We start from the raw sequence: 20,240 nt of genomic DNA, 5'->3' as shown, positions 1-20,240 counted from the left end.
GTTTGCGGAGGTTGTGCCGTGTCTAAGTCCCTTAGTTTCCCCCTAGGGATCCACCTCAAACCTTGGGAGCTGCTGGTGTGGCTGATTGCCCTTGTGATTGCTGTGCCCATTCTTGTCATTCTCAGCCAAGTCTTTGTGAATACGGGTGACACTTGGCAGCATCTGGCCACCACGGTTTTACCTGACTACTTGTTGAACTCCCTCTGGTTGATGTTGGGGGTGGGAATCGGGGTCATGGTTATTGGCGTGAGCACGGCATGGCTGGTGACCAACTGTCAATTTTGGGGCGTGGGCTGGTGGCAGTGGCTGCTGTTGACTCCTTTAGCGGCACCGGCCTATGTCTTGGCCTACACCTATACGGAGTTTTTTGCCTTTGAAGGTCCTGTTCAGACGTGGCTACGGAAACTGACAGGCTGGGGCTACGGTGACTACTGGTTTCCCAATATCCGCTCCCTAGGTGGGGCGATCGCCATGCTCACCCTCGTCCTCTATCCCTATGTCTTTCTCTTGGCGCGGGTAGCCTTCTTAGAGCAGGGCACCTGTAGCCTAGAGGCCAGTCGTTCCCTTGGCTGTGGGCCTTGGCGCAGTTTTTGGAGGGTGGCGTTGCCCCTTGCGCGACCAGCGATCGCTGCGGGTACGAGCCTTGCTCTGATGGAAACCCTCAATGATTTTGGTACTGTGCAGTACTTTGGTGTCGATACCTTCACTGTCGGCATTTACCGCACTTGGTTTGGCATGGGCGACAAGATTGCGGCGGCGCAGTTGGCCTCCGTGTTGGTGGGGATTGTTTTTGCTCTGCTGCTCATGGAGAAATGGTCTCGCGGCAAGGCGCGCTATTACAATCGCGGGGGCGATCGCCCCATTCCCTATGTGCTCAAAGGATGGCGAGCCGCTTTGGCGTGGCTGGTCTGTGCCCTGCCGGTGTTCTTTGGTCTGCTGCTCCCTGGCGGGCTACTCCTCTACTTGGCCATCAGCTACCAACAATTGCAGCTCAGCAGTGAATTTTTAGAGCATGCCAGCCATAGCCTGATTTTGGCGACCCTCTCTGCGGTTTTGGCGGTGGGTCTTGCCCTGCTGCTGGCCTATGGGCGGCGGTTGCTGCCAACGGTTTGGGTGCGCTGGGGAACTCAGATTGCGGCCATGGGCTACGCCATTCCGGGTACCGTGATTGCGGTGGGGATTCTCATCCCCTTGGGGTGGTTAGATAACCTAATCAATGATCTCAGCGCGCACCTGTGGGGCGTGGAGGTGGGCTTGATTTTCAGCGGCACGATCGTGGCACTGATCTATGCCTACTTAGTCCGCTTTTTGGCCGTTTCCCTCAGCAGTGTAGAGGCCAGCTTGCTGAAAATTCCCCCCTCCTTGGATGAGGCAGCGCGCACCTTGGGGCGATCGCCTTGGAATATTCTGCGCACAGTTCACTTCCCGCTGATGGTGCCGGGACTCTTCACCGCCGCCCTGATGATCTTTGTTGATGTCATGAAGGAATTGCCCGCTACGTTGGTGATTCGCCCCTTTAACTTTGATACCTTAGCAATACAGGTTTACCGCTTTGCTTCCGATGAGCGCCTTCCCGAAGCCGCCTTGAGTGCTTTGGCCTTAGTGGTTGTGGGTCTCATTCCGGTCATTTGGCTGGGACGGCAAACCCGCTGGGCAGATTAGGAAGTTCGGTTTACCCTTCACGGGCTTCTTAATAATTCGTTACATTGGAAATAGCGTTCGCTAGGTGTGCTATGTACTTAGAATTCAAGGCCAGCCAGTCTGTCCGCCTTAGTGTCGAAACACCCACGGCTTCCTTACAGCACTACCTACGCCAGCCCCAGCGCCTTGTCTATGCCCTCACCGATCCCAGCCGAGTGGAGTTTTTGGGGAGCGATCGCTTTCGCCTGAAGATGCGTCCCCTCAACTTTCTCATGGTCAGCTTGCAGCCCACTGTGGATCTGGCTGTCCATGCCAATAGCGATGGCTCTTTACAATTGCGCTCCCTTGGCTGCGAAATTCGCGGGGTGGACTACATTAATCGCCGCTTTCACCTTGCCCTCGAAGGTTACTTGTCTCCCCAAGCAACGGCAAATGGTACGGATTTGATTGGTCTAGCTGACCTACAAGTGGGCGTGGATATTCCGCCGCCTTTGGATCTCACACCGCATCCGATTCTCGAGGCCACCGGCAATGGCTTACTTAAAAGCGTTCTGTTAACAATTAAACAGCGCCTCAGTCAACAGCTTGTGGCCGATTATCAACGCTGGCTGACGGAAGTAGAAACCCATGGCAGTGGCGATTGGCTCACGGTTGTGCCTGTTAGCTCCAGTTAACACTTCTCTACAAATAAACCTGCTTAGTGCTCAGTAACTGCCCAAGGCCAAAGAGTCCCCGCTGAAAACCCCTTGCAGCAGCACCAATGACCAAGGCATCTAAGCGCTCGAGTTGGGGAGGGCGATTCACAAAGACAAGGGGCGTTTGCACCTGCTGATAAAAGGTGCGACAGTTTTCGTAACTGCTGGCTAGGATAGCACTGGCGGCGCTGCCATAGCGGTGAATCCAGTGAATTGCGGTGGTTAAGTCCTCCTCATAGTGCCATGCCAAGCGTTGATCCAGATAGGGGAGCGGCCACTCACTGGCATCCACGAGGGGAATTTCAGGATAGCTGCGGTGTAAGTGCTCATCCACTCCCTGCTTGTAGCCTGCTTGAGTGAGTTCATTGATGACAAATGCAAGATGGGAGGGATTGACATTACTCAGCACAATCACCTTTTCAATGGCAAGGGCGCGATCGGGATTGGCTTGATGGCTGTGCTGAATACAGTTGAGGACGCTCTCCGGTGACACCGAACCATCCCAAACGAGATAGGTATTACCAAGGGAAAGAGAGATCAAGGGACAGCGGGCAGCAGCGCGTTGCTCCGCCACAAAACGCGAACGACCATAGACAAGGGCAAGATCAACAGCAGTGGCATCCGCAAGCCAACTGGCTGGACTCAGGGAGAGGGTTTGAATGGCGGTTTGCGGCAGATGGCTTTTGCTGAGGGCGGCCTCGATCAGGCTGGCGATCGCCCCCGCAGTATAGCGGCTACTTTCACCACTCCAGAGCACAAGGGCATTTCCCGTTTTCAGTGCCATACCCGCCAGCATCAAACTTAAAGTGGGTAGCCCTTCATAGACGAGCGCCACCACCCCCAGAGGAACAGCATACTGGAACCGATCGGGTTGCGTGGGGCAGGGCTGCTGCCACGGGTCTGCTGCTTGGTAGAGGCGCTCGAGCCACTGCCGAATACGCTGCAGGCGCTCATGGGTCAGCCGCAACCAGCCAAGAACGATTTGAGACACTGCTAAATCGCGACTGGATTCAAGATCAAGGGTATTTTGCTCCAACAGGAGGGGTTCTGCGGTTGCCAACTCCTCAATCAATTGCCGAAGAGCTTCCTGACGCAGGGTATAGCTAACTTGGCTGAGGTGTGTACTGGCGGCTCGCGCTCCCCTCAGCGGCTCAGGCAACATAGCCGCAGCGCATTCAACGACGGGAGAGGGCAATCCAGACGAGAAATGCCGGTGTCAGTGCAATCAGCAGGGAGGCAATCATCCATAGCAGCCCTTCAGGTTTTAAGGACAATTGTAGAAGCAAGGGCAGCCAGAGGAGAATAGGCATCAATAAAAAAAAGCTCAGGCCAATCGCAAAATACCAATAGCTTTCTGAGAAGCCCCGCTGCAACTGGTTCCACTGCAGTCCTGTCCAATACCACGCTCGCTTGTAGGGATAGGTAGTGGCTAACTGCTCAATGGAAAAGCCATCGGGACGGACGACAAAAATTTGCTGACAGCGCCGACAGCCAAAGGCTTCCGTGAGGGTAATGGGAATGAGTTCCCCTTGACGACGACAGGGGCAGGGGTAACTTGCATCCAGATCCAGCTTGTGAGGTTTAATCGGAGCCACGGTGGCTGTCCACAACGCAAACGACGGGAAATGATTCGATTGAGGGCGATCGCTCGCCTACTGATACAGCATACAAAGAGAATTCTGTTTTGCCTGTGACTTATACAATTTGTTAAAGATAGACCGAAAAGCAACACATTTCGATTTTTATCTAATGAGAGAATCTAGGCTAGGATACAGCTCTGCTGCACCCTCTCTTGATCATGATTCCCCAAAATTTTCTCGACCAAATTAATCCCGATCGCTACATTGTTCCCGTGGGGGAGAAATTTCACTGGAAGGACTATGATCCTGCGGATACCGCTGGCCTCAAAAGCAAAGTCGAAGCCCAAGAACTCCTTGCCGCTGGCATTAAGAAGCTAGCCGCCTACCAAGATGTTCTCTATGCCCAGAATATCTATGCCCTACTGATTATTTTCCAAGCGATGGATGCAGCGGGCAAAGACAGCACCATCAAACACGTCATGAGTGGTATTAACCCCCAAGGCTGTCAGGTGTATAGCTTTAAGGCACCCAGTGCTGAGGAGTTGGATCATGACTTTTTGTGGCGAGCGAATCGCGCATTGCCAGAGCGGGGCTGCATTGGTATTTTTAATCGCTCCTATTACGAAGAAGTTCTTGTGGTGCGGGTACACCCCGATTTGCTCAATCGCCAGCAACTTCCCCCCGAAACCAAGACCAAGCACATCTGGAAAGAGCGCTTTGAGGACATTAATCACTACGAACGTTACTTAACCCGCAATGGCATTCTCATCCTCAAGTTTTTCCTGAATATCTCCAAAGCAGAGCAGAAAAAACGCTTTTTGGAGCGCATTGGTCGCCCGGAGAAGAACTGGAAATTTTCCATTGATGACGTGCGCGATCGCGCCCACTGGGATGACTATCGAGAAGCCTATGCCGATGTCTTTCGCCACACCAGTACCGAATGGGCACCGTGGCACATTATTCCCGCCAATCGCAAGTGGTTTGCGCGGCTGATGGTGGCTCACTTCATTTATCAAAAGTTGGCCAGCCTCAACCTACACTACCCGATTGTCAGTGAAGTCCACAAGCAGCAACTCCTAGAGGCAAAAGCGCTGCTGGAAAACGAACCCGATGAGGATTAGGCATTGCCCTCCCCTTGGGGCACGTCTTGCCAGAGGGAGGTGATCTCCCGCAGGCTTTGGTAATCGCCATTGCCGAGAATCAAATGATCCAGCACTGGAATCCCCATGACCTGTCCCGCTTGCAGAATTTGTTTGGTCAGGTCTAAATCCGCTTGACTGGGGGAGAGATTCCCTGAGGGATGGTTGTGGGCAATGATCAGGCGGCTAGCATTGCGGCGCACCGCCTCCCGAAAAATTTCGCGGGGATGGGCAAGGGTTTCGGTTGCCGTTCCCACCGTAATCACATGGGATCCCAAGAGGCGATGCCGCACATCCAGCAAGAGCACCGCAAACCGCTCTGTGGGTTGCCACATGAGATCAGCACTGAGGACAGCAGCAGCAAGGGCAGGATTGTCAATGATGGTCTGCTCCCCCGGTCGCGACTGAAAGACCCGCTTTCCCAGTTCGACTGCCGCCAGGATTGTGGTGGCTTTGGCAGGGCCAACACCGGGAATGGCCATCAATTCCTCTGGGGTAATGTCCCGTAAAACGCTCACTGCATCGGTACTGTCACCACTGCGCTCCCCCAACTGTTTGAGGATGAATTGTCCTAAACCTACCGCTGAGAGTTTGCCAGGCCCTTGTCCCGTCCCCAGTAAAATTGCCAACAATTCCGCCGAACTCAGGTAACGGGCGCCTTGGCTGAGGAGCTTCTCACGGGGGCGATCGCCAATGGGTAAGTCAGCAACACGGAGCGAGTAGGACATCACAGCAGCAGTCAACAGGATCGCTAAAAAGCATATCAAGATTCACCCAAGCCAGCGTTGGTTGGCCCCAGCAAAACTGTTGCTTCTAAGCACGCTTTGTGGGAATTGCACTTCTGCTATTGTAGGGGTAGCTGATCACAAATCCTCTAAAAATTCTCCTTGTATTCTTGCGAGCATACGACATGTCTGAAGAACAAGTTTCTACCCCAGCGCCCCCAACCCCTGAGCCTGAAACAGAAACCGTTAGTGCAGAGGAAGTGGCAGAGGCGGCAAAAGCTCTCCTTGCGGCTCTGCAACGGTTTGCAACTGCTCAACTCAAAGCCTTACCCGCGGATGTACAAAAAGCCCTTGAAACGGCGATCGCAGAGCTGAAATCGAATGCGGAGACCGTCTCTAGCCATGTCAAGGATTTTGAGGAGCGACTCAAAGCTGCGTGGGAGGTGCTAACGGCAAAGAAAGAGTTACCCAGTGGTGGTGATGGCGAGTCCTAGCCCGTTATTGCTTGCGCAATTCCCTTGGCAGGAGACCCTCCAGTGGCAACCCACACCCCAGCAGGAGGAACAGTTCCAACGCTTTTATAGGGCCATCCTCGCAGCCAACCAAGGGATCAACCTGACGCGGATTACAGCAGTCACGGATTTTTGGGAGAAGCACCTCTGGGATTCGCTACGCGGAATTTTGCCATGGCTTCAGTCCAGTGGGGAAGCGCCGTGGGGAACAAAGATTCAACAGGTCATTGATATAGGCAGTGGCGGTGGTTTTCCGGGGGTACCGGTGGCGATCGCCCGCCCCGATTGGTCAGTAACCCTCCTTGAAGCCACCCAAAAGAAAGTCAAGTTTTTGCACTCTCTCCCTGCAAGCGTTGGTTTGGCCAACATTCACCCCCAATGGGGACGGGCAGAAGCCCATGAGCACCGCTATGATTTGGCCTTGATTCGAGCCGTCGGCGATGTCGCGCGTTGTTGTGCCTATGGCTTGCCCCTATTGCGATCGGGGGGCATTTTAGTCCTGTACCGAGGCCAATGGAGTGACAAGGATACCCAGCATTTAGAGACCCTCCTGCCGCGATACCGCAGTCAACGACTGGATCTTCAGGCATTCACGACCCCCTTGACCCATGCCCAGCGCCACTGCGTTTACCTTCAGCGTCAAGCTTGAAGTAGCGATCTTGTCCTCAGAGAGACTCTTGATGTAAATAAATATGACAATTAATGGTTTGGAATTTTCGCCATACACATTTAGGGGGGGATCAGTTATACACAAATAGAGAGCAAACCAAGAGCTGTACTGATTGGTTGAGGCTATTTGGCAAGTCTTGGAGGAATACTGTCAATGTTTAACGATAATAATACAGGTTTTACAAGCTGGCTCGCCGATCTCGTCAATGGAATGGGTTTGGCATGGTGGGTCAAGATAGAAACGAAAACCCCCCCCTGCACCTACTACTTTGGCCCTTTTCTGACACAAGCGGAAGCGGAAAGAGAGAAGGATGGCTATATTGAGGACTTGAAGGCTGAGGGAGCAGAGGGACTTGAGGTCAGTGTAGTGCGCTGCCGTCCTGAGGAAGTGACCATTGATGCCGAAAAAAAGACACAGGTGCCCCTTAGTGTCGGCAGGACATAGATGATCTAAAAATTGGCTCTAAAACAAGTATGGTGCCGTCTTAAAGTTTCTCCTCAGTATCTCCACTGGACGCCAACCCCAACAAGGCTATGTTCAGGATCACCAAAGCGGATGGCATTCTCTGGGCGATCGCCTTTATTACCGGGTGTATTTTCAGTCTCTTGCAGTGGGGTTGGCTGGGGGTCTTGGCACTGGGAGGGATTCTCTACGGCGGGCGTCGTTGGGGCGGTAAGGTTTGGCTGCGCCTGCCTGCAAGTCAAAGTTTCGCGATCGCCACCGGGGTTTCCCTCTTGGCAATGGTCTATGTGGGGCTGCGCACGCCCCAGCCGGGGGTGAATGATATCAGTCACTTGGTGCCGCGGCTTGAGACGCTGAATCTACCGCCAACGGTGCTCGTCGAGGGGCGTGTTGAAACGACACCATTGCTCAACCGCGCTGGTCGATTACGCTTTTTCCTAGGGGTGGAGCGCTATCAAAATCTCAGTCCAGTCCCTGCCCAAAGTGGCGTACTCCAAGGGAGAGCCAGTGGCCGCCTCTATGTGACGCTGCCAGCAGAGGAAGGGGCAAAGCTACATCCCAGCCAACGGATCCAGATTTCGGGGCGACTCTATCGGCCCCGTGCTGCGGGCAATGAGTTTTTTCGTGCTTTTAACTTGCGGCGGCAGCTTCAATTGCAGCACACTTTTGCCGGCTTAGCAGCCAACAAGGTCACGATTTTGGATCAGGGATCACCTTGGGGACTGTGGGCACTGCGGCAGCGAATTGTCCAAGTTCATGCCCAAGGCTTGGGCGATCACTATGGTGCTGTGGTCTCGGCAATGGTGCTGGGGAGCCGGGCGGTGGCCATTCCCTTTGAGGTGCGCGACAGCTTTCGGCGCGTGGGGCTATCCCATGCCTTGGCAGCCTCAGGGTTTCATACGGCGATTCTGTTGGCGGTTGTCTTGGCACTGACACGTCCTCTGCCGCAGCAGTGGCGCTATGGTCTGGGGACTGCGGTCTTAGTGTTCTTTGCCTGTTTGAGTGGGTTTGCCCCCTCAGCAATTCGCGCGGTGCTGATGGGGTTGGCGGGGTTAGTGGCTCTTGTGAATGGCCAAAAGGGACAACCCCTTGTGATTCTGCTGGCGATCGCCACTGCCATGCTGATCTACAACCCCCTGTGGATTGAGGACATTGGCTTTCAGTTAAGCTTCTTGGCCACATTGGGTCTCATTGTCAGTGCTCAACCCATCAGCGATCGCCTCGATTGGTTGCCAACCCCCCTGCGCAACCTTGTCGCAGTGCCCCTCGCGGCCACCCTTTGGGTACTGCCCCTCTCTTTGGCAATCTTCGGTATTTTTCCGGTGTACGGTTTGCTGGCCAATATCATTGCCAATCTGCCCCTTGTCCTCTTGACGGTTGGCGGCTTCATCAGTGCAATGGTTGGCCTCCTCATTCCCCCTGTGGGATCCGCCATTGCGTGGCTTCTCTACTCTCCTACGGCCTTCCTCCTGTGGCTGATTCAAAACATCGGCCAGTGGCCCGGAGCAACGATCGCCCTTGGGAGTTTGGGTTGGCTGCAAGTCGTGGTTCTCTATGGCCTGATTTGCCTCGTTTGGTTGAGTCCGCGCTGGCGGCGACACTGGTTTGTGCTCTTTACTTTTGGCGTCACTCTGGTACTGGTGCCCTTTATTCTGCGGCAATATACCCTCTTTCAAGCCACCGTTCTTGCCACTACCCAAGTTCCGACGCTGGTAATTCAGCAACCAGGGGGGACAGTGGTGATCAATGGGGGAGATTCCCAAGGGCTAACGGCTTTCTTGGCTCAAGAGGGCATTAACCGCATTGATTGGGCAGTGGCCACCAGTCGCCAGTACCGCCAACAACGGGGCTGGCCTGAAATCCATGGCATTGCTCCCATTCGCCAATTTACGGAGGTGCCAACAGCCGAGAGTGATCCTGCCTATCGGAAAATGTTGACCAGCCTCAAGGTGCCCTATCAATCGCTACCCCTGCGACAGCCCGTCCAACTGGGTCAGGTGAAAATCACTGTCCTGCGGGTAGATCCAACCATCTTGACCTTGGAGATGGGCAACAGTCAGTGGCTCTTTGTCAGTGATCCGAGTCGCGATGCCGCTCAAACCGATTGGTTGGCCGTGACGCCCGTGGAGCCGCCGCAGGTTCTCTGGTGGTGGGGGCGCAAATTAACCCCTCGCCTCTTTGAGATTGTCAAGCCGCGCAGTGTCATTCTTAGTCGCAATAGGCTTGATCCCGCGATCGCTAGCTACCTAAAGCAAAACCAGATTCCCTATTTTGTAGTTGGAGAAGTCGGGGAAGTGCGCTGGCAGACCGATGATTCCCTGAAGGCCAATGCCCCTCAAACTGATGGCCTATTTTAGAACTGGCGTTTGAACAATTAACCCCTCATGGCAGCATGGGCGGTAACGGCCCCTCTACCTCTGCAAAACTCCCTGCCTTGCCATTGGCGCCAACACCTAGGCTTAGGTTTCTCCACGCGGGTCATCACCATAGCTAGGGGATTCGCGGTAGATCGCATCCAGTTGGGCACGAGCATCCTCCACACTGAGAGAGCGCATCACCAATAGGGGTTCATCAATCACATGGCCATCGCTATCTAAAAGTTCAGGATGGGTCACCCGTTGCGGTGAAAATTGGCGTTGCGATTCAATGCCGAGGGTCAACAAACTACGAAGCAAATTAGCCATGGCCAGTAGCGCCAAGACCGTAAAGGCAACAATATAGATCAACTGCAACATGAAGAGAGCACCTCCGAGCCAAGCGCCGAGAATGGTTTAACTGTCACAAGATTTGGATAAGCGATAGTGATGGGCCACCTGCCAGCACTCCATCAAGAGCGTATGCCACTGCATTAATACCTGTGTGTCAACCCCCACTTGGCCGTCCGTTGCCCGAAAGAGGCTTTGGGTAGCAATCACATCGTTGAGGGCTGTCTCCACCCGTTCAAGGAGTGCCTGCTGTTCCGCCACGTTCAAGAAGGGAATCACTTCTGTCTGCAAGAGCGATCGCGATCGCGTGAACCAGTACTGAAAATCTTCGAGTAGCGGCTCCAGCAAGACCTTAAGCAGTTGAGGTTCAGGTAAATTTGAGTGCAGCATAGGGGTTGATGAGGGCGACCTACTTCTATCTTAAATCTTAAACTCGTTTACATATTGTTACATTTTTAGTCTTTGACTGCATCTTTCCTCGGGGCGATCGTCTTGGAAGGAATTCGAGTAACGGTGTACCCTAAGAAAAGACTAAAAAATACCGATCTTCTCCCGATTAGCAGTGTGCATAGGTTATGGACATCCGCGACTTTTTTGCCCAAAGTGCTGGCCGCTGGTTTTCCCAACGTACCAGTCATCACTTGGCCTTTAAGCAAACCGAGTCAGGCAAGTCTCAGTTAACCATTGAATTACTGTCTGTGGATGATCCTGCGGTCATTGCCCTATGTCAGCAATATGACATGGATCCCGCTTGGGCAGTGTGCGGTGCACGGGTCAGCTGGGACGGCACGATGGAATGGGACAGCGAGAAGCACGAAGGCTCAACGGTACTAGTGCCGATCATGGATCAGGGGTCGCGGACAGAAGGCAAGCTCCTGCGGGAAATGGGCTATGCCGAAAAAGCACCGGTTGCCGGTCGCTTCAGTATGGGCAATGATGGCGCCCTGACACTGATTACCGAATACGAAACCATGTATTCCGAAGAGCGGCTCTGGTTTGCCAGCCCCAATTTACGCCTGCGCACCAGTATTCTCAAGCGCTTTGGTGGCTTTAGTATGGCTTCCTTCTGCTCAGAAATTCGCCTAGGGGTGACGCAACCTGCTAGTTCCTGATGGTCTTTCTGCACGTTGCCATTAACGTCACGGATGTGGAGCGAGCTGCGGCCTTCTATGAAGGGTTGCTGGGGCTTACCCCCGTTGATCGCCCCCTGAACTTTCCCGGCCGCTGGTATCAACTCGGTACGGTGCAAATTCATCTGATCCAAGCCGAGAAGGTGGTAGATACCCACCAAGATGAGCGGTGGGGGCATAACCCCCACTTTGCCCTTGGGGTAAGCGATTTGGCCAGCCTTGAGCAACGCCTAACTACAGCCCAAATTCCCTTTCAACGCAGTGCTTCAGGACGGGCAGCGATCTTTGTGGCCGATCCCGATGGCAATCTGATCGAACTTAGTCAGGTATCCTAGAGGACTAACTGAGCTGTGCCTAAAAACTGAATCCCTGTCGGCTCAACGGCAAAGCGGTAGGGCAAAATTTCCACCCCTTGGTGGTAGGCGGCGCGTAGGAGCTGTCCATAGGTGGGATCGGCACTGTCCCCCGGCGCAAAGCGATCGCAATCACCGCGATTGATGAAGTAGAGCATACACACCCGAGTGTCTGGCTGGGCTTGCCGTAGCCATTGCAGTTCCCGCAGATGCTTTTGGCCTCGGATCGTCACCGTATCAGGAAACAGGGCTAAGCCCCCCTGTGCCCAAGTGGTATTTTTCACCTCAACATAGGCAGGGGGCTGTTGGGGATGATCCGTCAGGTAAAAATCAATGCGGCTGCGCTCTTGGCCATAGGCCACCTCTCGCTGCTGAGTGCCATAGCCCGCCAGTTCCGGTAGAATTCCCGCTGCCAATGCCGAAGCAGTTACCCGATTGGGCAAACTCGTATTCACCCCCACCCAAGTGCCATCCACAAAGATCATCTCCCACGTATAGGCCAGCTTGCGCTTGGGGTCAGCATGGTAGGAGACTTGCACGGGGGCGCCCACTTGGCAAATTCCTGTCATGGGTCCTGTATTGGGACAGTGGGCTGTGATGCGATCGCCAGAGGTCAACTCAATCTCAGCAAAAAATCGCTGGTAGCGCCGACAGAGAATTCCCTCCTGTAGGGGCGGATAGTGCCAACACAATGTGGGAGTCACGGGCAACAAGTACAAAGTACAAGCCTCTATTCTACCCCCAAAAGTAAAATGCCAGCCTCCCTTTGTGATATGGAAGCCAGCATTCTACGGAATATTAAAGGAGATTTAAGGTTAAGGTCTATATGGGCTGACCTCAATTGAATACCCCTATCATGGCATCACTTCTTGGCAGGGCTGGCTTCCCTAATCTTTTCTTTATATTTATGTTGCAATTATGTTGCAAAGGTCTGACCTTTCGTTACATGTCTTAGAGTTTCGCCGTATTGTTCTGAAAACTGCCCTGTCCTCGTCACAAGAAACGCCCCTAAATCCCGTAGTATTAAGATGTATGTCGCAAATCTTAAAAATTTCTGAGGTATGACCGCCGAAACCCCTGATGTTGCGCCCTTAGATCGGTTTGAGTGCCGTGCCTGCGGCTACATCTATGAACCTTCCAAGGGAGACGAGAATCGCTTGATTCCGCCGGGGACAGCCTTTGCTGATCTGCCCGTCAACTGGCGGTGTCCAGTGTGCAGTGCTCCGAAAAAGCAATTTAGCAACATTGGCCCTGTGGGATCTCCCTCAGGCTTCAAGGAAAATCTCAACTACGGCTTGGGTGTGAATCGCCTCACCCCCGGCCAAAAAAATATCCTCATTTTTGGTGGTCTTGCCCTTGCCGTTCTTTTTCTACTGAGTTTCTATAATGTTCGCTAAACAAATTGACATCTATTGGCAAAAAATGAAAGGAATCAAGTTCCTGCATTGGCTACTGGTGACCGTTGCCCTCTGGATGAGCCTGAGTGCCTCTGCCTTTGCTATCCCGGCATTGGACTACAACCCTTGGGAAGCCATCCAACTACCAACCACCTCAACCATTCTCGATATGAGCTTTATTGACCGTAATCACGGTTGGCTGGTGGGTGCCAATGCCACACTGATGGAAACCCGCGACGGTGGTCAAACTTGGGAACCGCGCACCTTGGTTTTAGATAATCCCGACTACCGCTTCAACAGCGTGAGCTTCCAAGGCAACGAGGGCTGGATTGTCGGTGAGCCGCCAATTATGCTCCACACGACTGATGGCGGCCAGTCTTGGAGTCAAATTCCCCTCAATCCCAAGCTTCCCGGTTCACCTCGCTTCATTAAAGCGTTGGGTAACGGCGCTGCGGAAATGATGACCGATGTCGGTGCCATTTACCGTACCAAAGATAGCGGCAAAAACTGGCAAGCATTAGTCCAAGAAGCCATTGGTGTCATGCGCAACCTCAACCGGTCGCCCTCTGGTGAGTATGTGGCTGTCTCCTCGCGGGGGAGCTTTTACTCCACTTGGGAGCCGGGACAAAGGGCGTGGCAACCCCACAATCGCACCACCTCGCGCCGTGTCCACAATATGGGCTTTACTCCGGATGGTCGGCTTTGGATGATTGTTAATGGCGGTAAAATTGCCTTCTCTGATCCAGACAATTCTGAGAACTGGGGAGAACTGCTCAGTCCGCTGCGTCGCAATAGTGTGGGCTTTCTTGATCTGGCCTATCGCACACCCAATGAAATATGGCTGGCGGGGGGTGCCGGGGTACTGTTGTGCAGCCAAGATGGGGGTCAAACGTGGCAGCAGGATGTGGATGTGAAAAAAGTCCCCTCTAACTTTTATAAAATTCTCTTCTTTGGTCCCGATCAAGGGTTCATCATTGGTCAGAAGGGAATTCTGCTGCGCTATGTGACTGCGGCTACCTAAAACTAGAAACAAGCTATCTTCAAGTTTCTGGGGGGCGATCGCTAAAACCTCCAAGCGGTATGCCCCCTCTCCCTTTTGAATTTTCTGCCCAGCATCTGATAGGATTGCGCCATGAACTCCAGCAGCACAGCATTTTCGCTCCACGAGGGCAGTAACTTCTTACGCAACATCTGGTACTACGGCCTGCCAGCCGCTGACCTCAAGCCGGGTCGGTGTCAAGCCAAAGTACTTTTAGGGGAGCCTATTCTCTTTTGTCGTACCACCTCAGGGAAGCCCTTCGCGCTGCGCAATCTCTGTCCGCACCGGGGTATTCCCCTGCACTATGGTCGCTTTGATGGCGAAGAGGTGGAGTGTCCTTACCATGGTTGGCGCTTTAATGCCCATGGTCACTGTACGCTGATTCCTTCCCTGACCAGTGATAGTGATGTAGATCTCAAGCACTTTGGCGTCTTTAGCTATCCGGTGCGTGAGGTACAGGGGAATCTCTGGATATTTTTTCCTGCAAAGGAGCGTGACAGCAGTGAACCGAGTATAGAGGTGCCCTTGGTGCCCGGATTTAGTGCCGACACCCAACCCCAAGCAGTGCAAAAATTCATCTTTCCGGGACATCTTGACCAAGTCTTTATCAACTTTATGGATCCTTCCCATGCGCCCTTTGTGCATGGGGCGTGGTGGTGGCGCAAGCCGGGCAAACTCTTTGAGAAGGCAAAAACCTTTGATCCGTCGCCCTATGGCTTTACAATGCGCCGCCATCCCCTATTGCGCAAGTCTTGGGCACACCATATTTTGGGCGGTCATCCGGAGGTGGAAATTATCTATCGGCTGCCGGGGATTCGCATCGAAACCAACTATAGCGATCGCCACACCTTTTGTTTTCTGATTACCCTCACCCCCATCAACGATCAGGAAACTGAACTCACGGCCACTTATTACTGGACTTTTCCGTGGCTGGCTCCCCTCAAGCCGCTACTGGCTCCCTTGGCACGGGAATTTCTCAACCAAGATTTACGCATCATTGCTAAGCAGAGTGAAGGCCTAAAGTACAAGCCACCCTTGACACTCATCAAAGAAGCCGATTATCAAGCCAAGTGGTATTACCAGATTAAGCGCGAGTACGAAAAAGCCACCCAAGAGGGACGGGAATTCATCAACCCCCTAAAAACCCAAGTCCTGCGCTGGCGCTAAAGGCAGCAGCCCCTCTGGTACGATCAGAGGGTTAGATCATTCACATTGGCTGTACCTATGCTCCTAGACCTATCGGGAAAACGCGCCCTTGTGACCGGCATTGCCAATAATCGCTCCATTGCTTGGGGGATTGCCCAACAGCTCCATGCCGCAGGTGCCGAACTGGCCGTGACCTACCTTCCCGATGAGCGAGGCAAGATCAAGCAAAAAGTCGAGGAACTCACAGCGCCCCTTGCCCCCAAATTGCTTCTCCCTTTGGATGTGCAGCAACCCCAACAAATTGACGAGGCCTTTGCAGCGATTCAATCCACTTGGGGGGGCTTAGAGATTTTGATCCACTGTTTGGCCTTTGCGCAAAAAGAAGATTTGAGTGGTGACTTTTCCGCCGTCTCCCTAGAGGGCTTCAATCTTGCCCTCGACATTAGTGCCTACTCCCTCATTTCCCTCAGCCGTGCCGCTAAACCATTGATGACCAACGGGGGATCCATCATTACCCTCACCTATTTAGGGGGTGTGCGGGTTGTGCCGAACTACAATGTGATGGGGATTGCTAAGGCAGCCCTCGAAATGAATGTACGCTACCTAGCAGCAGAACTGGGGCCTCAGAATATCCGCGTCAATGGTATCTCCGCTGGCCCCATTCGTACCTTGGCCTCCTCAGCAGTGGGGGGCATTCTCGATATGATCCACCATGTGGAAGCTACGGCTCCACTGCGGCGCACGGTCACCCAAATAGAAGTGGGCAATACAGCAGCCTTTCTTGCCAGTGATCTGGCCAGTGGGATCACTGGTCAAATTCTTTACGTGGATTCGGGCTACTGCATCATGGGGATGTAGAGGGCATGCGCTAGAGTAGAGTCAGCGAGTTATTGAGAGGCAAAGCATGGGTTTACTTGATCGCGTGGGCATGGTGATTCGCTCTAACCTCAATGCCCTTGTGAGTGCTGCCGAAGATCCAGAAAAAATTCTGGAGCAAACGATTATTGATATGAATGCCGACTTGGTGAAGTTACGCCAAGCGGTTGCTCAAGCCATTGCCGCCCAAAAACGACTCGAACAGCAGTACAGCCAAAATCTCAAGGATGCCCAGCAATGGGAGCAGCGGGCGCGCCTTGCCCTCAGTAAAGGGGATGAAGCCCTGGCATTGGAGGCCTTGAACCGCAAGAAAACCGCTGAAGATACGGCTGCTGCCCTCAAAGCCCAAGTGGATCAAATGGCAGTGCAGGTGAAAACCCTCAAGGACAACTTGACCGCCCTTGAAAGCAAAATTTCTGAGGCTAAAACGAAGAAAGAAATGCTCAAGGCACGCGCCCGTGCCGCCAAAGCCTCAGAGCAGATTCATCAAGCCGTCAGCAAGGTGGGCACCTCCAATGCCATGGCCGCATTTGAACGCATGGAAGACAAGATTCTACAAATGGAAGCCCGCTCCCAAGCGATCGCGGAACTGAGTGGCGATACGCTCGAAAGTAAATTCCAAGCCCTTCAAAGCAGCGCCCATAAACAAGATGTGGAATTTGAACTGCTGGAAATGAAGCGGCAAATGGGCTTGTTGTCCGATGCTCCCTCTGCGGGGACGCTCCCCCACACCGCCAGTGGCAGCAGCCAGTTGAATATTAATATCAACGTCTCGACTCCTGAAGTGCAGGATGCCCCACGCTCCAGTGCATCGTCTCAGAGTAAATCTATTGAGGACGATATGGCAGAATTGCGTCGCCTACTGGATGGTTAACCTAAATGGGTCGCCTGGGATTCGAACCCAAGACCAATCGGTTAAAAGCCGAGTGCTCTACCGCTGAGCTAGCGACCCGCGCTGTTTTGCAGCTTTTTCAGTATAGAGAAAACCGCCTTGAAAGACAAGGGGTTAGGGGGAAAGCCAGTGGGGAAATTCGCAAAATTGTTCTCGACCGAGGAGATGGATGCGCGGATGTGCATCGGCTTGGGCGCGATCGCCAGCGGTGGTGTAGCCCCATGTGGCCAAGAAGAGTTCTGTTTCCCTTAGCGCCGGTGTGGCCGCAACCTCTAACAGTGCCCCAAGACGATCCTCAACAAACCACAGGGGAGCACCATAGGTTGACTGAAGTGCCTGAAGAATCACAGGTTTTGGCTGCTGTTGCTCTTTGCCATAGATAGCCTCTGGGCGCAAGGAGATGCCCGCTTGCGCCAGCAAATAGGTAACAAAGCGCTGCTCTTTGGTGGTGACAATGGCGAGGGGTTGACCTTGGGCTTGCCAGCGTTGCAGAGCGGCCACGACACCGTCATAAAAGTCATGGAGGGCCAACCAGCTTTGCCAGTCCGTGGCAATCCAGCGATCGCGCAGGCTGTCCACCCTCTCTCCTAAATCGCTGGCAGTGAGATGGTAGGTAGCAAGTAGGCGATCGCGCACCTTTGGCCAGTCTTGGAGAATTTCTTGAGTAGAGTTGCCTTCAACAATTGCCCGCAACAATAGGGGCATTTCCCACCCCACTGTAATCACAGGGCGCAATTGACCAAATTGCCTTTCTAGTGCCTCTAGGGAAAGCGCAAGAGGTTGATCAGGCCACACCTGCTGATACACCCGCCAACTGGTTTGAAAATATTCCCGCAGGCCATTGCAGAGGACGCCATCAAAATCTAAGGCCAGTAATGAGGGTAGTATTTGTGTCATTGATGCCTAAAACTTAACTGGGGCGGGAGGATTCGAACCCCCGAATGGCGGGACCAAAACCCGCTGCCTTACCGCTTGGCGACACCCCATTGCGTTGCTTTGTTAGCATAGCAAGTTTGGCTTGGTTTGTTCAAGGGATAAACGGATTTTTTTTCGCGCCTAAATGCTGTAGTAGAGGGGAAAGGATTTTGCCTCCCGTGGCTTGATAAAAACTTGCTGTTGGGGTTCAAGGCGCAGCTCCTCAAATCGTTCCCGCGATAGGTGTGCCATCAATTCCTGCCCATCGTCTAGGCGCAGTTCCACCTGAATTTCCCAGCCAAGGTGAATAATGCGGTGAATGCGAGCTGAGACGGTGTTGCCATTGGGGCTGGTTTCGATAATGATGTCGCGCGGGCGCAGAAAAATATCGCAGTGGGGGGGCGTGCCTTCGCTTTGCTGAAAGACGCGGGAGCGCAGGACATTCACAGGGCCAATAAAGCTCATCACAAAAGGGCTGGCGGGATGGTCGTAAATTTCAGCGGGGGTGCCCACCTGCTCCACTCGACCCTTGTTCATGACCACAATCTGATCCGCCACTTCCATCGCTTCCTCTTGGTCGTGGGTCACGAAGACCGTTGTGACGTGGACATCATCGTGGAGGTGACGCAGCCATGCTCGCAGTTCTTTGCGCACCTTGGCATCGAGGGCACCAAAGGGTTCATCTAGCAACAGCACCTTGGGTTCGACCGCAAGGGCACGGGCAAGAGCCACCCGCTGGCGTTGTCCTCCAGAGAGCTGAGAGGGGTAGCGATCGCCCAACCCCGTTAACTGCACCAACTCGAGCAATTCCTCAACGCGAGCTTTGATCTTGGCGCGGGGCACCTTGCGCAGCTCTAGGCCAAAGGCGATATTTTGGCGCACCGTCATGTGCTTGAAAAGGGCATAGTGCTGAAAGACAAAACCGATATTACGCTCTTGGACACTTTGATAGGTAGCATCCTTGCCTGTCAGCAGAATGCGGCCGCTGTCGGGCATCTCTAGACCCGCAATTAGTCGGAGTAGGGTTGATTTACCCGAACCCGAAGGCCCCAACAGCGCCACCAAAGAGCCACTGGCAATATCCAAATCCACCTGCTTGACTGCTTGAAAGGAGCCAAAGGACTTAGAAACGTTTTCAATAGTGATGCCCATAGCACTGCCAGCAATACTCTAGTTTCTCTATAAGATTACCGTAGTTTTGCAGCCCTTTATCTTTGCCCCTAGACGCATACTCAGACAGCGACAATAAGACGAGCCGGGTAGTCAAAGCCCCATCCAGCACCCAGTCCACTTGGTTTTCAATCCCCCAATCGCAACGCACCGCCTGGGCAAACCGCTCTACCCCACTGTCAAGACTCAGCAGAATACAGATGCCGTGGATTGCCCTTGAGACTCAAAAATGTTACCAAGCGCTGGTATGACAGGTTCACTCATGGGTTTCTCCTCTAAACTTTGTCAAACAGTGTAATCTTGGCCAAAAGTCCTGCCACCATCAAAAACAGTGCCACTAGCAGTGCCCAAAGGCGATTATCCGTTGAACTTTGGCGTTTCCCTAGCTCTACTAACTGTTCGCGATTGTTCTGCACTTCTAGGCGCACAGCCTCGATTTTGGCCTCCATGGTGTTGAATTTTTCATCAAATCTTGCTTCCATAGCATTCAGTTTTTCATCCACTATCTGAAACTTTTGATCGACAGTGTTAAATTTCTCGCGGATTTCCGCTTGTCCTACCTTGATCTCAAGGGTGAGTTCCGCCAGTTGCGACTGCATCGCCTTGACAGTTTCCAGCACTTCGGCTAGTTGGGATTGGGTGACAGGTTCACTCATGAGTTTCTCCTCTAAACTTTGTCAAACAGTGTAATCTTGGCCAAAAGTCCTGCCACCATCAAAAACAGTGCCACCAGCAATGCCCAAAGGCGATTATCCGTTGAACTTTGGCGTTTCCCTAGCTCTACTAACTGTTCGCGATTGTTCTGCACTTCTAGGCGCACAGCCTCAATTTTGGTCTCCATGGTGTTGAATTTTTCGTCAATAGTCTTGAATTTTTCGTTAATGGTGGCTTCCATTGCATTGAACTTCTCATCAATAGCCTTGAATCGTTCGTTAATGGTCGCTTCCATCGAATTGAACTTTGCATCAAATTTGACTTCGATTGCATTCAGTCTTTCTTCAAACTTGGTCTCCATTGCTTGGAGCTTCTGATCGACGATATTGAATTTTTGATCAATCGTGTTAAATTTCTCGCGGATTTCCGCTTGCCCCACCTTCACTTCAAGGGTGAGTTCTGTTAACTGCGACTGGATTGCCTTCACGGTTTCCAGAACTTCAGTCAGTTGGGATTCGGTGACAGGTTCGGTCATGACG

24 protein-coding genes and 2 tRNA genes are annotated in these 20,240 nt (G+C 53.1%); 14 read left to right on the top strand and 12 right to left on the bottom strand.

The genetic code is table 11. From position 1 onward, the window contains the following. The first annotated feature begins 18 nt into the window (after window positions 1-18). Together ACK4HN_RS10550 and ACK4HN_RS10545 are read left to right on the top strand one after the other, a co-directional pair. A complete protein-coding gene (locus tag ACK4HN_RS10550) occupies window positions 19-1,662 on the top strand; it encodes an ABC transporter permease (protein WP_409868504.1) in 1,644 nt (547 codons plus the stop codon). Between the two features lie 71 nt (window positions 1,663-1,733). Next, the gene (locus ACK4HN_RS10545) at window positions 1,734-2,315 is read left to right on the top strand and encodes a DUF1997 domain-containing protein (RefSeq protein WP_409868505.1); all 582 of its coding nucleotides are present in this window, start codon (window positions 1,734-1,736) and stop codon (window positions 2,313-2,315) included. Window positions 2,316-2,322: 7 nt separating this feature from the next. Here ACK4HN_RS10545 and ACK4HN_RS10540 read toward each other — a convergent pair whose 3' ends face one another. Further along, window positions 2,323-3,498, bottom strand: coding sequence for a hypothetical protein (locus ACK4HN_RS10540; RefSeq protein WP_409868506.1), 1,176 nt, complete (start codon window positions 3,496-3,498; stop codon window positions 2,323-2,325). A gap of 13 nt (window positions 3,499-3,511) precedes the next feature. Then, window positions 3,512-3,931 carry a hypothetical protein gene (locus ACK4HN_RS10535; RefSeq protein WP_409849042.1) on the bottom strand — a complete coding sequence of 140 codons (420 nt, stop codon included), beginning with the start codon at window positions 3,929-3,931 and terminating at the stop codon, window positions 3,512-3,514. Between the two features lie 203 nt (window positions 3,932-4,134). On the opposite strand from ACK4HN_RS10535, the gene ACK4HN_RS10530 reads away from it, so the two are divergent. Beyond that, entirely contained in the window at window positions 4,135-5,037 is a 903-nt protein-coding gene (locus ACK4HN_RS10530) for a polyphosphate kinase 2 family protein (protein ID WP_409868507.1), read from the top strand. On the opposite strand, the gene radC is transcribed toward ACK4HN_RS10530, so the two are convergent. Further along, window positions 5,034-5,783 (bottom strand): RadC family protein, encoded by a 750-nt coding sequence (gene radC / locus ACK4HN_RS10525; protein WP_409868508.1) that lies wholly within the window; start codon window positions 5,781-5,783, stop codon window positions 5,034-5,036. The two genes, ACK4HN_RS10530 and radC, sit on opposite strands and share 4 nt — an antisense overlap. Before the next feature lie 182 nt (window positions 5,784-5,965). On the opposite strand from radC, the gene ACK4HN_RS10520 reads away from it, so the two are divergent. The 4 genes from ACK4HN_RS10520 (at window position 5,966) to ACK4HN_RS10505 (ending at window position 9,781) form a co-directional block, all read left to right on the top strand. Next, window positions 5,966-6,274, top strand: coding sequence for a hypothetical protein (locus ACK4HN_RS10520; RefSeq protein WP_409849038.1), 309 nt, complete (start codon window positions 5,966-5,968; stop codon window positions 6,272-6,274). Next, complete coding sequence (rsmG, locus tag ACK4HN_RS10515; RefSeq protein ID WP_409868546.1) at window positions 6,255-6,941, top strand: 16S rRNA (guanine(527)-N(7))-methyltransferase RsmG; 687 nt, start codon at window positions 6,255-6,257, stop codon at window positions 6,939-6,941. The genes ACK4HN_RS10520 and rsmG overlap by 20 nt, the downstream gene beginning before the upstream one ends. A 174-nt stretch (window positions 6,942-7,115) precedes the next feature. Further along, window positions 7,116-7,406 (top strand): DUF1816 domain-containing protein, encoded by a 291-nt coding sequence (locus tag ACK4HN_RS10510; RefSeq protein WP_409877609.1) that lies wholly within the window; start codon window positions 7,116-7,118, stop codon window positions 7,404-7,406. 89 nt (window positions 7,407-7,495) lie between these two features. Next, the gene (locus ACK4HN_RS10505; RefSeq protein ID WP_409877608.1) at window positions 7,496-9,781 is read left to right on the top strand and encodes a ComEC/Rec2 family competence protein; all 2,286 of its coding nucleotides are present in this window, start codon (window positions 7,496-7,498) and stop codon (window positions 9,779-9,781) included. Window positions 9,782-9,883: 102 nt separating this feature from the next. Here the strand turns inward: ACK4HN_RS10505 and ACK4HN_RS10500 are convergent, their stop codons facing one another. Together ACK4HN_RS10500 and ACK4HN_RS10495 are read right to left on the bottom strand one after the other, a co-directional pair. Further along, on the bottom strand, window positions 9,884-10,159 hold the full coding sequence (locus ACK4HN_RS10500; RefSeq protein ID WP_409849030.1) for a DUF2973 domain-containing protein: 276 nt from the start codon (window positions 10,157-10,159) through the stop codon (window positions 9,884-9,886). A 36-nt stretch (window positions 10,160-10,195) separates the two neighbouring features. Continuing rightward, on the bottom strand, window positions 10,196-10,519 hold the full coding sequence (locus tag ACK4HN_RS10495) for a DUF2605 domain-containing protein (protein ID WP_181496230.1): 324 nt from the start codon (window positions 10,517-10,519) through the stop codon (window positions 10,196-10,198). A 185-nt stretch (window positions 10,520-10,704) separates the two neighbouring features. On the opposite strand from ACK4HN_RS10495, the gene ACK4HN_RS10490 reads away from it, so the two are divergent. Both ACK4HN_RS10490 and ACK4HN_RS10485 read left to right on the top strand, forming a co-directional pair. After that, entirely contained in the window at window positions 10,705-11,241 is a 537-nt protein-coding gene (locus ACK4HN_RS10490; RefSeq protein ID WP_409868510.1) for a phycobiliprotein lyase, read from the top strand. After that, on the top strand, window positions 11,241-11,594 hold the full coding sequence (locus ACK4HN_RS10485) for a VOC family protein (RefSeq protein ID WP_409877607.1): 354 nt from the start codon (window positions 11,241-11,243) through the stop codon (window positions 11,592-11,594). Before ACK4HN_RS10490 ends, ACK4HN_RS10485 begins: the two co-directional genes overlap by 1 nt. On the opposite strand, the gene sfsA is transcribed toward ACK4HN_RS10485, so the two are convergent. Next, window positions 11,591-12,316 carry a DNA/RNA nuclease SfsA gene (gene sfsA / locus ACK4HN_RS10480; RefSeq protein WP_409877615.1) on the bottom strand — a complete coding sequence of 242 codons (726 nt, stop codon included), beginning with the start codon at window positions 12,314-12,316 and terminating at the stop codon, window positions 11,591-11,593. The two genes, ACK4HN_RS10485 and sfsA, sit on opposite strands and share 4 nt — an antisense overlap. Window positions 12,317-12,673: 357 nt before the next feature. On the opposite strand from sfsA, the gene ACK4HN_RS10475 reads away from it, so the two are divergent. The 5 genes from ACK4HN_RS10475 to ACK4HN_RS10455 all read left to right on the top strand — a co-directional run bounded on the left by ACK4HN_RS10475 (window position 12,674) and on the right by ACK4HN_RS10455 (window position 16,944). Further along, window positions 12,674-13,009 carry a rubredoxin gene (locus tag ACK4HN_RS10475; RefSeq protein ID WP_409849023.1) on the top strand — a complete coding sequence of 112 codons (336 nt, stop codon included), beginning with the start codon at window positions 12,674-12,676 and terminating at the stop codon, window positions 13,007-13,009. A 25-nt stretch (window positions 13,010-13,034) separates the two neighbouring features. Then, window positions 13,035-14,030: a photosynthesis system II assembly factor Ycf48 gene (locus ACK4HN_RS10470; protein ID WP_409868512.1), complete on the top strand. Its 996-nt coding sequence runs from the start codon at window positions 13,035-13,037 to the stop codon at window positions 14,028-14,030. A 111-nt stretch (window positions 14,031-14,141) separates the two neighbouring features. Next, window positions 14,142-15,215, top strand: coding sequence for a Rieske 2Fe-2S domain-containing protein (locus ACK4HN_RS10465; RefSeq protein WP_409868513.1), 1,074 nt, complete (start codon window positions 14,142-14,144; stop codon window positions 15,213-15,215). A 57-nt stretch (window positions 15,216-15,272) separates the two neighbouring features. Beyond that, window positions 15,273-16,052 (top strand): enoyl-ACP reductase FabI, encoded by a 780-nt coding sequence (fabI, locus tag ACK4HN_RS10460; protein ID WP_409868514.1) that lies wholly within the window; start codon window positions 15,273-15,275, stop codon window positions 16,050-16,052. Between the two features lie 46 nt (window positions 16,053-16,098). Beyond that, on the top strand, window positions 16,099-16,944 hold the full coding sequence (locus tag ACK4HN_RS10455; RefSeq protein WP_409868515.1) for a PspA/IM30 family protein: 846 nt from the start codon (window positions 16,099-16,101) through the stop codon (window positions 16,942-16,944). Between the two features lie 6 nt (window positions 16,945-16,950). Here the strand turns inward: ACK4HN_RS10455 and ACK4HN_RS10450 are convergent. The 6 genes from ACK4HN_RS10450 to ACK4HN_RS10425 all read right to left on the bottom strand — a co-directional run bounded on the left by ACK4HN_RS10450 (window position 16,951) and on the right by ACK4HN_RS10425 (window position 20,236). After that, window positions 16,951-17,022 (bottom strand) — tRNA-Lys (locus ACK4HN_RS10450). 54 nt (window positions 17,023-17,076) lie between these two features. Continuing rightward, window positions 17,077-17,859, bottom strand: a complete 783-nt coding sequence (locus ACK4HN_RS10445; protein WP_409868516.1) for an HAD family hydrolase — start codon at window positions 17,857-17,859, stop codon at window positions 17,077-17,079. 17 nt (window positions 17,860-17,876) lie between these two features. Continuing rightward, window positions 17,877-17,948 (bottom strand) — tRNA-Gln (locus tag ACK4HN_RS10440). A 70-nt stretch (window positions 17,949-18,018) separates the two neighbouring features. Beyond that, window positions 18,019-19,029, bottom strand: coding sequence for a sulfate/molybdate ABC transporter ATP-binding protein (locus ACK4HN_RS10435; protein WP_409868517.1), 1,011 nt, complete (start codon window positions 19,027-19,029; stop codon window positions 18,019-18,021). Between the two features lie 293 nt (window positions 19,030-19,322). Continuing rightward, the gene (locus ACK4HN_RS10430; RefSeq protein ID WP_409868518.1) at window positions 19,323-19,703 is read right to left on the bottom strand and encodes a hypothetical protein; all 381 of its coding nucleotides are present in this window, start codon (window positions 19,701-19,703) and stop codon (window positions 19,323-19,325) included. 11 nt (window positions 19,704-19,714) lie between these two features. Continuing rightward, window positions 19,715-20,236, bottom strand: a complete 522-nt coding sequence (locus ACK4HN_RS10425) for a hypothetical protein (protein ID WP_409868519.1) — start codon at window positions 20,234-20,236, stop codon at window positions 19,715-19,717. Window positions 20,237-20,240 lie beyond the last annotated feature (4 nt).

Origin of the sequence: Thermosynechococcus sp. (assembly GCF_046299655.1) — a bacterium.
In the GTDB taxonomy this organism is placed as follows: Bacteria; Cyanobacteriota; Cyanobacteriia; order Thermosynechococcales; family Thermosynechococcaceae; genus Thermosynechococcus.
This window is presented reverse-complemented; position numbering and strand designations above follow the sequence as displayed.